The sequence below is a fragment of the Streptomyces sp. NPDC016309 genome (assembly GCF_043077235.1).
GTDB lineage: Bacteria > Actinomycetota > Actinomycetes > Streptomycetales > Streptomycetaceae > Streptomyces.
In genome coordinates, this window is record NZ_JBIBSG010000020.1 from 1 (window position 1) to 12,357 (window position 12,357).

Sequence of the window (12,357 nt, forward strand, 5' to 3'; positions counted from 1 at the left end):
GTGGAGACGCTGATCGAGGAGGCGATGAAGATCGCCGAGCAGATGGAGAAGGACGGCGTGATGTCCGGCGAACCCGCCGTCACCGTGAGCTGACCCCCCCCACCGAGCACCGGAGCCCCGCCGCACCCCGCGGCGGGGCTCCGCGCTGTCCTGCCCCTCCACCCGCACCGGCAGGTACAGTGCCAGGACCCGTATGGAACGCATGGTGAGGCCCCCTCGTGTTGACGCAGACCACCACCCGGGTCCTCGAGCCCAGCGACCTCGGCGCCGCGCTCGCCGTCCTCGAGAGCGAGCCCGTCGCCAACGCGTTCGTCACCTCCCGCGTACAGGTCGCGGGGCTCGACCCCTGGCGCCTCGGCGGCGAGATGTGGGGCTGGTACGCGGACGGGCGGCTCCGCTCGCTCTGCTACTCCGGCGCCAACCTCGTCCCCATCTGCGCCACCCCCGAAGCCGTCCGCGCCTTCGCCGACCGCGCCCGCCGGGCCGGCCGCCGCTGCTCGTCCATCGTCGGCCCCGCCGAGCCCACCGCCCAGTTGTGGCGGCTCCTCGAACCGAGCTGGGGCCCCGCCCGTGACGTCCGCGCCCACCAGCCGCTGATGGTCACCGACCGGCCCTCCCCGGACGTCGAGCCCGACCCGTACGTCCGCCGCGTCCGCAAGGACGAGATGGACGTGATCATGCCGGCGTGCGTGGCCATGTTCACCGAGGAGGTCGGCATCTCCCCGATGGCCGGCGACGGGGGCCTGCTCTACCAGGCCCGCGTCGCCGAACTCGTCGGCGCCGGCCGCTCCTACGCCCGCATCGAGGACGGCAAGGTCGTCTTCAAGGCCGAGGTCGGCGCCGCCACCTCCCAGGCCTGCCAGATCCAGGGCGTGTGGGTCGCCCCCGAGCACCGCGGCCGGGGCCTGTCCGAGACCGGGATGGCCGCCGTACTGCGCCACGCCCTCGCCGACGTCGCCCCCGTCGTCTCGCTGTACGTCAACGACTACAACCTGCCCGCCAGGGCCGCCTACCGGCGCGTCGGCTTCGAAGAGGTCGGCGCCTTCATGAGCGTGCTCTTCTGAGGCGCTTGTAAGGTTCGGTCGCATGGATGACGTCGTGGTCCGACCGGTCGACCTCGCCGCGCGCGTGGACGACGCCCTCTCCGTACAGGCCCTCGCCTTCGGACTGACCGAGGACGAGATCGCGGTGCGTCGCCACATCGTGCTGCGCCACCTCCGCAGCCCCGGCGCGTGCGCCTACGGAGCCACCACACCCGGCGGACGGCTAGTCGGCTTCGTGTACGGGATGCCCAACGACCGCACCCACTGGTGGTCGACGGTCGTCCAGCCCTACCTGGTGCGCGAGGGCAACGGCGCCTGGCTCGACGACTCCTTCGTCATCACCGAGCTGCACGTCCACCCCGACTTCCAGGCCCGGGGCATCGGCCGTGAACTGATCACCAGCATCACCGACGCCGCCGAGCAGCCGCGCTCCATCCTCTCCGCCATCGACGTGGAGAACCCGGCCCGCTTCCTCTACCGCTCCCTCGGCTACCGCGACCTGGCCCGCCGGGTCCACTTCCCCAGCGCCGCCAAGCCGTACGCGGTCATGGGCGCGCCGCTGCCGCTGCGACGCCGCGGACCGTCCGCGGGGGGCGACCCGGGCGGGTCCCCGGGACGGAACTGATTTCTCCCAGCAGCCGCCCCGGAGCTAACCTCCTAGCCATCACACTTTTCACCGCAGGAGAGTTCCCCATGGCCCAGGTCCAGCGCATGTCCCGGTTGATGGTCAAGACACTGCGCGACGACCCGGCGGACGCCGAGACGCTCAGCCACAAGCTGCTCGTCCGCGCCGGCTACGTACGCCGCAACGCCGCGGGCATCTGGTCCTGGCTGCCGCTGGGCATGAAGGTCCTGGAGAACGTCTCCCGCGTGGTGCGCGAGGAGATGGACGCCATCGGCGCCCAGGAGGTCCTGCTCCCCGCGCTGCTGCCCAAGGAGCCCTACGAGGCGACGGGCCGCTGGGAGGAGTACGGCGCCGAGCTGTTCCGCCTGAAGGACCGCAAGGGCGCCGACTACCTGCTCGGCCCCACGCACGAGGAGATCTTCACGCAGCTCGTCAAGGACCAGTGCACGTCCTACAAGGACCTGCCGGTGATCCTCTACCAGATCCAGACGAAGTACCGCGACGAGGCGCGTCCCCGTTCGGGCATCCTGCGCGGCCGTGAGTTCCAGATGAAGGACTCGTACTCCTTCGACACCACCGACGAGGGCCTGGCCGAGTCGTACGCGCTGCACCGCCAGGCGTACATCAAGATCTTCGACCGGCTCGGGCTCCGCCACAAGATCGTCTCCGCGGTGTCGGGCGCCATGGGCGGCTCGGCCTCCGAGGAGTTCCTGGCCCCGGCCGCCGCCGGTGAGGACACCTTCGTCCACTGCCCGAACTGCGACTACGCGGCCAACACGGAGGCCGTCACGTTCAAGCAGCAGCCGGAGGACCCCACCGCGCACGGCCCCGTCGAGGAGCTGGACACCCCCGACACGCCGACCATCGAGACGCTCGCCGCGCACCTGGACGTCCCGGCCTCCCACACGCTGAAGAACTTGCTGGTCAAGGTGGACGGCGAGATCGTCGCCGTCGGCGTGCCCGGTGACCGCGAGGTCGACCTCGGCAAGCTGGAGGACCACCTGGCCCCGGCGACCGTCGAGCTCGTCACCGCCGAGGACTTCGAGGGCCGCGACGACCTCGTACGCGGCTACGTCGGCCCGCAGGGCCTCGACAAGGTGCGGTACCTCGCCGACCCGCGCGTCTCGCCCGGCACGGCCTGGATCACCGGCGCCAACAAGCCCGGCAGGCACGCGAAGAACGTCGTCGCCGGCCGCGACTTCGAGGTCGACCAGTACCTGGACGTCGTCGTGGTGGAGGAGGGCGACCCCTGCCCGAACTGCGGCTCCGACCTCACGATCGACCGCGCCATCGAGATCGGTCACATCTTCCAGCTCGGCCGCAAGTACGCCGACGCCTTCCAGCTCGACGTCCTCGGCCAGAACGGCAAGCCCGTCCGGGTCACCATGGGCTCGTACGGCATCGGCGTCTCCCGCGCGGTCGCGGCCCTGGCCGAGCAGCACGCCGACGAGCAGGGCCTGTGCTGGCCCCGTGAGATCGCGCCGGCCGACGTGCACGTCGTGGCGGCCGGCAAGGCGCTCCAGACCGAGCTGGCGCTGGAGGTGTCCGAGAAGCTGAAGGCCGCCGGCCTGCGGGTCCTGGTCGACGACCGGGCCGGGGTGTCGCCGGGCGTGAAGTTCACGGACGCCGAGCTCATCGGCGTACCGAAGATCCTGGTCGCCGGCCGCCGCTCCGGCGAGGGCGTCGTCGAGCTCAAGGACCGCCGCACCGGTGAGCGCGAAGAGCTGACGGTCGACGAGGCGATCGCCCGCCTCGGCGCGTAACGCCTCCCACCGCCCCGGAGCCCGGCCACGGCGCCCCGGGGCGGCACGGGCGTCAGATGCAGCCCGCCGTACCGGCGTCGTCCTCCCGCACCTGGGGGGCCGGCGCCGGTTCGCGTACCGGGGCCTCCGGGTGCCCGTCGAGCGGCTCGTGCAGGTGCGGGTCGTGCACGTGGAGGGCCGACGGGTGCGGGGCCGGCCGCTCGCCGTCCTGGTCCCGGGGCCGGTCCGGGGCTGCCCGCTCCAGGAAGCGCAGCAGCTCCACCGGGAAGGGCAGCACCAGGGTCGAGTTCTTCTCCGCCGCGACGGCCACGATCGTCTGGAGCAGCCGGAGCTGGAGCGCGGAAGGCGTCTCCGACATGACCCCGGCCGCCTCCGCCAGCTTCTTCGAGGCCTGGAGCTCCGCGTCCGCGTTGATCACCCGCGCCCGCCGCTCCCGGTCGGCCTCGGCCTGGCGGGCCATCGACCGCTTCATCGTCTCCGGCAGCGAGACGTCCTTGATCTCGACCCGGTCGATGGTCACGCCCCATTCGACGGCCGGGTTGTCGATCATCAGCTCCAGCCCCTGGTTGAGCTTCTCCCGGTTGGACAGCAGGTCGTCCAGGTCGCTCTTGCCGATGATCGACCGCAGTGAGGTCTGGGCGATCTGGGACACCGCGAAGCGGTAGTCCTCGACGCGGATGATGGCCGCCGCGGCGTCGACCACCTTGAAGTAGATGACCGCGTCGACCCGCACGGTGACGTTGTCGCGGGTGATGCCGTCCTGCGCGGGCACCGGCATGGTCACGATCTGCATGCTGACCTTGTGCAGCCGGTCGGCGAACGGGACCACCATGGTGAACCCGGGCCCGCGCACGCCGCTGCGGAGCCGGCCGAAGCGCAGGACGACGCCCTTCTCGTACTGCTTGACGACCCTGGCGGCGGCCGCCACGTAGATCACGGCGGCCGAGCCCACGGCCGCCGCCGCTGCCAGCAGTTCTTCGACCATGACAGCCCTCCCGTCCATACCGGGTGGTAGGGGTGGTGCGTTATGCCCAATATCGCACCATTGGGGCCGTATGGGGAGTTCTACAGCCAGCCGGCGAACTCCAGGAGCAGCTCCCCGTCCTGCCGCCGCCCCGCCGCCAGGGCCCTGGTGCCCGACTCCACGGCCCGGAACAGCGTCCATCCGCGCAGCCGCTCGCGGTCCAGGTCCAGCGAGTCCGCCAGCTTGTTCACCCGCCGCCGCCCCGCCGTGGGGCCGGAGGCCGCCGCCACCAGGTCCTCGACCCGGTCCCGCACCAGCCGGGCCAGGTCGTACGCCCGTTCCCCGACGACCGGGTCGGGGCCGACCGCCAGCCAGGGCGCCCGGTCGCCGGCCAGCACCTTGCCCTGCCGGAAATCGCCGTGCAGCAGCAGCTCCTCGGGGACGTCCGCCACCAGCTCCTCCCGGGCGGCGAGCGCCGCCGCCACCAGCCCGGCCGTCTCCGGGTCCGTCGCCCCCGCCGCCCGCATCGCCTCCGCCTGCCGGGCGGTCCGCGCGGCCACCGACTCGAACCCGTGGCCCTCCGGCGGGTCCACCCACAGTCGCCGGACCGTGCCGGCCGCCTCCAGCAGCGCCTTGGCCTCCGGCAGCGACCGCAGGCCCACCTCCGTGTGCAGCCGCTCCAGCAGCAGGTCCGGCCCGGCCGGGTCCAGCGGCAGCACCGCGCCCCAGCCGTTCCAGTGCGCCAGCGCCGCCCGCTCCAGGTCCGGCCCGGCGAACGGCGGAGCCACCTTCAGCGCGGCCGGGGCGCCGTCCGGCAGCCGCACCAGGACCACCAGGCTGCTGCGGCCGCCCGGCGCGACCACCCGTTCCACGTCCAGGCGCCGCCGGTCCACCGCCTCCCGGGCGAGCTCCGGAAGACGGGCGAGCCAGTCGTCCGCGGCCGCGTCCCCGTACCTCGCGCCGAGAGCCCGCACCAGTCGCTGCGGCGGTTCGAAACCCATGCGTGCGTCGTTCCCTCTCGATGGCCGGGGCCCACGGTCCGTGCGGCCGCGCTACGGCTCGGCTCGGCCGCCCGGTCGCTCGGCGAGCCCAGGAAAGGCTACGCCGGTGCCCCGCCACCGCACCGCCCGCACCGCGGCCTCGCGCAGCGCGCTCGCCGCCTCCCGCCGCAACGGCCCCCGCGCGGCCCGTACGAGGTCGGAGTAGACGCCCGCCACCCGGTCCTCCAGCTCGGCGGCCAGCCGCACCGCCGCGGCCGCGTCCGGCACCGGGAACGGCAGCGCGTAGGCGGCGGCGGAGGCGGTGGGCTTCCCGCCCAGGTCGCGCACCGCACGGCCCAGCGCGTCCCGCCGGGCCCGGTGCGCGGCGTACGCGGCGGTCGCCTCCGCCTCCCGCGCGTCGCCGACCCGGCCGCCGACGACCCCGTACCCGTACACCGCCGCGTGCTCGGCGGCGAGGGCCGCCTGGGCGGCCTCCAGGGCTGCGTCGCTCATGACGGGGTCCCTCCGCTGCTCAGCAGGTACGCGTGGGCGGCTCCCGCGGCCGCGACGGACGCCAGCAGCCGGGCGAGCTCGGGCGGGGCGGTGAGCAGCGCGGCGGCGTGCGCGTCCGCGGTCCGGCGCGCCATTGCCGCCAGCTCGGCGAGCGCGACGCCCGGGTCGGCGGGCACGGGTGTGCCGTCGGCCGCGTCGCCGGGCGCCCCCGGGGCCCCCGGCCCCGCCGCCGGGACGCCGGCGCGGGCCGGTGCCTCCGGCGCGGCGGGCGTGACGTCCGGTACGGCGGGCGTGGGCGCGGCGGGCGTGGGCGGCGCTCCCGTGGGCGCCCCGGGCGTGGGCGCGGCGGTGGGCGGCGGCGAGCCCGCCGGGGCCAGGGCCGTCACATGGGCCGCGGCCGCCGCCCGCAGCGGGGCCAGCCGGGCGGCCAGCGGCGGATGGGCGGCCAGCACCGCGTCGTACCGCGCCAGGAGCTCCGCGCTCGTGGCGGCCGACCGGCGCCGCAGGGCCGCCTCGGCGCGGGCCGCCCGCGCGGCCGCCGACGCCGACGGCGCACCGCCCGGCTCGTCCGACGTGCACGCCCCGAGCAGCCCGGCCGCGGCCGCCGCGCCCGTCACGACGAGCGCGCGTCTGCGTGTCGTCCCCGTGCGCTCCACGCGTCACTCCCTCAGCCGTACCAGCCAGACCCCAAGATCACCGCTGGCGAGCGTACCTGCGGCTCGGCGCGAGGTGGACGGCAACACCCCCCGCGACCGGATACCCTTTGGTCTGACACGCGACGATCCCACAACAGCACACGCGGCCGAGGAGTCACCCGGATGAGCACCACCCAGAGCGAAAGGCTGCGCGGGCTGCTGGAACCGCTGGTCAGCGCCAAGGACCTGGACCTCGAGGAGATCGAGGTGTCCCGGGCGGGCCGGCGGCGGATGCTGAGGATCATCGTCGACTCGGACGAGGGCGTGGAACTCGACGCCTGTGCCGAGCTGAGCCGCGCCATCTCCGACAAGCTCGACGAGACGGACGCGATGGGCGACGAGGAGTACGTCCTCGAAGTCAGCTCGCCGGGCGCGGACCGCCCGCTGACCGAGCACCGCCACTACGTACGCGCCACCGGCCGCCTGGTGAAGTTCCAGCTCACCGCCCAGGGGGCGGAGGGCGGCGAGCTGGTGGCCCGCATCCTCTCCGTGGACGACGAGGGCCTCGATCTCGAGGTGCCGGGCGTGAAGGGGCGCAAGCCCACCGCCCGCCGTGTCGCGTTCCCGGACATCGCGAAGGCGCGCGTGGAGATCGAGTTCAACCGCAAGGACAAGAAGGAAGAGGAGGCGTAGCCGTGGACATCGACGTGAAGCTCCTGAGGGGCTTGGCACAGGAGAAGGAGATTCCCTTCGACCTGCTGGTCGAGGCGATCGAGTCGGCCCTCCTCATCGCCTACCACCGCACCGAGGGAGCCCGCCGCCACGCCCGTGTCGTGCTGGACCGGCAGACCGGTCATGTGACGGTGTGGGCGAAGGAGGACCCGGCCGACCTGGAGGAGGGGCAGGAGCCCAAGGAGTTCGACGACACACCGTCGGACTTCGGCCGCATCGCGGCGAGCACCGCCCGCCAGGTCATCCAGCAGCGACTGCGGGACGCCGAGAACGACGTGACGTTCGGCGAGTACGCCCGTCGCGAGGGCGACATCGTCGCCGGCATGGTGCAGCAGGGCAAGGACCCCAAGAACGTCCTGGTGAAGCTGGACGACAAGCTGGAAGCGATCCTTCCGGTGCAGGAGCAGGTGCCGGGCGAGGAGTACACCCACGGCCTGCGGCTGCGGACGTACGTCGTCCGGGTCGCCAAGGGCGTGCGCGGTCCGTCCGTCACCCTTTCGCGCACCCACCCCAATCTGGTGAAGAAGCTCTTCGCGCTGGAGGTCCCGGAGATCGCGGACGGCTCGGTCGAGATCGCGGCGATCGCCCGCGAGGCCGGCCACCGCACCAAGATCGCGGTCCGCTCCACCCGTTCGGGCCTCAACCCCAAGGGCGCCTGCATCGGCCCCATGGGCAGCCGGGTGCGCAACGTCATGGCCGAGCTGCACGGCGAGAAGATCGACATCGTCGACTGGTCGGACGACCCGGCCGAGATGGTGGCCAACGCCCTGTCCCCGGCCCGGGTCTCCAAGGTGGAGGTCGTCGACCTCGCCGCCCGGTCCGCCCGGGTGACCGTGCCGGACTACCAGCTCTCGCTGGCGATCGGCAAGGAGGGCCAGAACGCCCGTCTGGCCGCGCGTCTCACCGGCTGGCGGATCGACATCCGCCCGGACACCGAGCAGCAGCCCGCGGAGGACCGGGACTGACCCGCGTCCGGGCCCTGGGGGCCCGGGGGCCAGGCCCTCGGATTCCCGGGGCTCCGGGGAATGGAACCCGCCATGGTGACGTTGTGCTATGGCGAGATCACGACAACAACCGTTCGATTTTTGCCCCAAAGGGGTGAGGTCGGTGCGGGGAGGTAGACTTAACCGTGTCTGGCCGGACGCACGCCCGCGCCTGCCCTGAGCGAACCTGTGTGGGATGCCGGGAGCGAGCGGCCAAGCGCGATCTGCTGCGCATCGTGTTGATCAAGGGCGAGTGCGCCCCCGATCCACGCGGTACGCTGCCCGGCCGGGGTGCTTATGTGCATCCCGCCTCGGTCTGTCTCGACCAGGCGGTCCGCCGCCGGGCGATCCCGAGGGCCCTCAGGGTCCAGGGACCGCTCGACGTCGCGGACGTCCGCCGGTACGTCGAGCGGCCGGCACCGTAAGAAGAAGTACGGCACGGAACACCGTGCGGTCAGGTACCTCGCGAGTTGGAAGTAGGTCGAGATTGCGATGAGCACTCGATGAGTACGCGATGAGTACGCCCATGAAGTAGCGACGGTCCGGCGGTAACCCGGACCTAAAAGGAGCGAAGTGGCTAAGGTCCGGGTATACGAACTCGCCAAGGAGTTCGGTGTGGAGAGCAAGGTCGTCATGGCCAAGCTCCAGGAACTCGGTGAATTCGTCCGTTCGGCGTCTTCCACCATCGAAGCGCCGGTTGTACGCAAACTGACTGACGCGCTGCAGGGGCCCGGCGGCAACGCCGGCAAGTCCGCAGCCAAGCCCGGCGCGCCCCGCAAGGCCGCGCCGGCCAAGCCCGCCGCCCCCGCGCCCTCCCCGGCGCAGGCGGCACGTCCCGCCGCCCCGAAGCCCGGCGCTCCCGCGCCGAAGCCCGCGGCGGCCGAGAAGCCCGCGGCGCCGGCCCCCGGCCCGCGTCCCACCCCGGGTCCGAAGCCCGCGGCGGCGCCCAAGCCGGCGCCCGCCTCGCCGGCTCCGGCGAACCCGGAGTTCACCGCGCCCCCGTCGGCCCCGGCCGCCGGTCCCCGGCCCGGTGCCGCGCCCGGTCCCCGTCCCGCCGGCCGCCCGCAGGGCGAGCGCGGTCAGGGCGGCGAGCGCGGCGGCCGCCCCGGTGGCGCCCCGCGTCCCGGTGGCGAGCGCCAGGCCCCCCGTCCGGGTGCCCCGCGTCCCGCGGGCCCGCGTCCGGGCAACAACCCGTTCACCTCTGGTGGCTCCACCGGCATGGCGCGCCCGCAGGCGCCCCGTCCGGGCGGTGCCCCGCGTCCCGGCGGCCCCGGTGCCCCGGGCGGTCCGCGCCCGCAGGGCGCCGGTCAGGGCGGTCCCCGTCCGCAGGCCGGCCCCGGTGGACACCCCGGTCCCTCCGGGCGGCCTACCCCCGGCGGCATGCCGCGTCCCCAGGCCCCGCGCCCGGGTGGCGGTCCCGCCGGTAACCGCCCGAACCCGGGCATGATGCCGCAGCGTCCGGCTGCCGGTCCCCGCCCCGGCGGTGGCCCCGGCGGCGGTGGCCGTGGTCCCGGTGGCGGCGCCGGCCGTCCCGGTGGCGCCGGTCGTCCCGGCGGCGGTTTCGCCGGCCGTCCGGCCGGTCCCGGTGGCGGTGGCGGCGGTTTCGCCGGCCGTCCCGGCGGCGGTGGCGGCGGTCGTCCCGGTGGTCCCGGTGGCGGTGGCGGCGGCTTCGGCGGTCGTCCCGGCTTCGGTGGCCGTCCCGGCGGCCCCGGTGGCCGTGGTGGCACGCAGGGCGCCTTCGGTCGTCCCGGCGGTCCCGCGCGTCGTGGCCGTAAGTCGAAGCGGCAGAGGCGCCAGGAGTACGAGGCCATGCAGGCCCCGTCGGTCGGCGGCGTGATGCTGCCTCGCGGCAACGGCGAGACCGTTCGCCTGTCGCGCGGTGCGTCCCTCACCGACTTCGCGGAGAAGATCAACGCCAACCCGGCGTCCCTCGTCGCGGTCATGATGAACCTCGGCGAGATGGTCACCGCCACGCAGTCCGTCTCCGACGAGACGCTGCAGCTCCTCGGCGACGAGATGAACTACCAGGTTCAGATCGTCAGCCCGGAGGAGGAGGACCGCGAGCTGCTCGAGTCCTTCGACCTTGAGTGGGGCGAGGACGAGGGCGGCGAGGAGTACCTCGTGTCCCGTCCGCCGGTCGTGACCGTCATGGGTCACGTCGACCACGGTAAGACCCGACTGCTGGACGCGATCCGCAAGACGAACGTCGTCGCGGGCGAGGCCGGCGGCATCACGCAGCACATCGGTGCGTACCAGGTCGCCACCGAGGTCAACGGCGAGGACCGCAAGATCACCTTCATCGACACCCCGGGTCACGAGGCGTTCACCGCCATGCGTGCCCGTGGTGCGAAGTCCACCGACATCGCGATCCTCGTGGTCGCGGCCAATGACGGTGTGATGCCCCAGACGATCGAGGCGCTGAACCACGCCAAGGCGGCCGACGTGCCGATCGTGGTCGCGGTCAACAAGATCGACGTCGAGGGTGCCGACCCGGTCAAGGTGCGCGGTCAGCTGACCGAGTACGGCCTGGTGGCCGAGGAGTACGGCGGCGACACCATGTTCGTCGACATCTCCGCCAAGCAGGGTCTGCACATCGACTCCCTGCTGGAGGCCGTGATCCTGACGGCGGACGCCTCGCTCGACCTCCGGGCCAACCCGGAGCAGGACGCGCAGGGCATCGCCATCGAGGCCCACCTGGACAAGGGCCGCGGCGCCGTCGCGACCGTCCTGGTCCAGCGAGGCACGCTGCGGGTCGGCGACACGATGGTCGCGGGCGACGCCTACGGCCGTGTCCGCGCCATGCTCGACGACAAGGGCGAGAACGTGGAAGAGGCGGGTCCGTCGACCCCGGTCCTCGTCCTCGGTCTCACCAACGTCCCGGGCGCCGGCGACAACTTCCTGGTGGTCGACGAGGACCGTACGGCCCGTCAGATCGCCGAGAAGCGTGCCGCCCGTGAGCGCAACGCCGCGTTCGCCAAGCGCGTGCGCCGCGTCTCCCTCGAGGACCTGGACAAGGTGCTCAAGGCCGGCGAGATCCAGCAGCTCAACCTCATCATCAAGGGTGACGCTTCCGGTTCCGTCGAGGCGCTCGAGTCGTCGCTGCTCCAGCTCGACGTCGGCGAAGAGGTCGACATCCGGGTCCTGCACCGCGGTGTCGGTGCGGTCACGGAGTCGGACATCGACCTGGCGATGGGCTCCGACGCCATCGTCATCGGCTTCAACGTCCGCGCGGCCGGCCGTGCCGCGCAGATGGCGGAGCGCGAGGGCGTCGACGTCCGGTACTACTCGGTGATCTACCAGGCCATCGAGGAGATCGAGGCGGCCCTCAAGGGCATGCTCAAGCCGGAGTACGAAGAGGTCGAGCTCGGTACGGCGGAGATCCGCGAGGTCTTCCGCTCGTCCAAGCTGGGCAACATCGCGGGTGTCCTCATCCGCTCCGGCGAGGTCAAGCGCAACACCAAGGCGCGCCTCATCCGCGACGGCAAGGTCATCGCGGAGAACCTCAACATCGAGGGTCTGCGTCGCTTCAAGGACGACGTCACCGAGATCCGCGAAGGCTTCGAGGGTGGTATCAACCTCGGAAACTTCAACGACATCAAGGTCGACGACGTCATCGCGACGTACGAGATGCGGGAGAAGCCGCGCGGCTGATCCCAGTCACGGCAGCCGGGGCCGGTCGGCGGATGTATTTCCGTCGATCGGCCCCGGCCGTTCCGTGTACGGTTCTTGGTGTCCCTGCCAAGCGGTTGGCGGGGCACTGAACCCGAACCGGCGGGACATCCGGGCACACATGTACGTGGGGACCCTGTCCTTCGACCTGCTCCTCGGCGACGTACGGTCGCTGAAGGAGAAGCGCTCCGTCGTCCGTCCGATCGTCGCCGAGCTCCAGCGGAAGTTCGCGGTGAGCGTGGCGGAGACCGGCTCCCAAGACCTCCACCGCAGAGCCCGGATCGGCCTCGCGATGGTGTCCGGGGACGTGGGGCACCTGACGGAGGTACTGGACCGGTGCGAGCGCATGGTCGCGGGCCGGCCCGAGGTGGAGCTGCTGTCGGTACGACGGCGCATGCACACCGATGAAGACTGAACGTGCCGCACGGCGGTACGACGAACGTAGGACGA

Annotated in this window: 12 protein-coding genes; 8 read left to right on the forward strand and 4 right to left on the reverse strand. The window is 72.9% G+C overall.

Features of this window, described 5'->3' with window-relative positions; all coding sequences use genetic code 11:
• Positions 1–218 precede the first annotated feature (218 nt).
• From ACF068_RS31285 to ACF068_RS31295, 3 genes are all read left to right on the forward strand, one after another.
• Positions 219–1,064, forward strand: a complete 846-nt coding sequence (locus tag ACF068_RS31285) for a GNAT family N-acetyltransferase (RefSeq protein WP_392277690.1) — start codon at positions 219–221, stop codon at positions 1,062–1,064.
• Between the two features lie 22 nt (positions 1,065–1,086).
• Entirely contained in the window at positions 1,087–1,668 is a 582-nt protein-coding gene (locus ACF068_RS31290; RefSeq protein WP_392277691.1) for a GNAT family N-acetyltransferase, read from the forward strand.
• A 68-nt stretch (positions 1,669–1,736) separates the two neighbouring features.
• On the forward strand, positions 1,737–3,431 hold the full coding sequence (locus ACF068_RS31295; protein ID WP_392277692.1) for a proline--tRNA ligase: 1,695 nt from the start codon (positions 1,737–1,739) through the stop codon (positions 3,429–3,431).
• A 52-nt stretch (positions 3,432–3,483) separates the two neighbouring features.
• On the opposite strand, the gene ACF068_RS31300 is transcribed toward ACF068_RS31295, so the two are convergent.
• From ACF068_RS31300 to ACF068_RS31315, 4 genes are all read right to left on the reverse strand, one after another.
• On the reverse strand, positions 3,484–4,416 hold the full coding sequence (locus ACF068_RS31300) for a slipin family protein (protein WP_392277693.1): 933 nt from the start codon (positions 4,414–4,416) through the stop codon (positions 3,484–3,486).
• An 80-nt stretch (positions 4,417–4,496) separates the two neighbouring features.
• On the reverse strand, positions 4,497–5,396 hold the full coding sequence (locus ACF068_RS31305) for an aminoglycoside phosphotransferase family protein (RefSeq protein WP_392277694.1): 900 nt from the start codon (positions 5,394–5,396) through the stop codon (positions 4,497–4,499).
• 51 nt (positions 5,397–5,447) lie between these two features.
• A complete protein-coding gene (locus ACF068_RS31310; protein WP_392277695.1) occupies positions 5,448–5,888 on the reverse strand; it encodes a DUF4439 domain-containing protein in 441 nt (146 codons plus the stop codon).
• The gene (locus tag ACF068_RS31315) at positions 5,885–6,544 is read right to left on the reverse strand and encodes a hypothetical protein (protein WP_392277696.1); all 660 of its coding nucleotides are present in this window, start codon (positions 6,542–6,544) and stop codon (positions 5,885–5,887) included. The genes ACF068_RS31310 and ACF068_RS31315 overlap by 4 nt, the downstream gene beginning before the upstream one ends.
• A 162-nt stretch (positions 6,545–6,706) precedes the next feature.
• Between ACF068_RS31315 and rimP the strand changes: the two genes are divergently transcribed.
• From rimP to ACF068_RS31340, 5 genes are all read left to right on the forward strand, one after another.
• Entirely contained in the window at positions 6,707–7,216 is a 510-nt protein-coding gene (rimP, locus tag ACF068_RS31320) for a ribosome maturation factor RimP (protein ID WP_392277697.1), read from the forward strand.
• A gap of 2 nt (positions 7,217–7,218) precedes the next feature.
• On the forward strand, positions 7,219–8,220 hold the full coding sequence (gene nusA / locus ACF068_RS31325; protein WP_392277698.1) for a transcription termination factor NusA: 1,002 nt from the start codon (positions 7,219–7,221) through the stop codon (positions 8,218–8,220).
• A 164-nt stretch (positions 8,221–8,384) separates the two neighbouring features.
• Entirely contained in the window at positions 8,385–8,663 is a 279-nt protein-coding gene (locus tag ACF068_RS31330) for a YlxR family protein (protein ID WP_392277699.1), read from the forward strand.
• Between the two features lie 148 nt (positions 8,664–8,811).
• Complete coding sequence (infB, locus tag ACF068_RS31335; RefSeq protein ID WP_392277700.1) at positions 8,812–11,889, forward strand: translation initiation factor IF-2; 3,078 nt, start codon at positions 8,812–8,814, stop codon at positions 11,887–11,889.
• 139 nt (positions 11,890–12,028) lie between these two features.
• A complete protein-coding gene (locus ACF068_RS31340) occupies positions 12,029–12,322 on the forward strand; it encodes a DUF503 domain-containing protein (RefSeq protein ID WP_392277701.1) in 294 nt (97 codons plus the stop codon).
• The last annotated feature ends 35 nt before the right edge of the window (positions 12,323–12,357 follow it).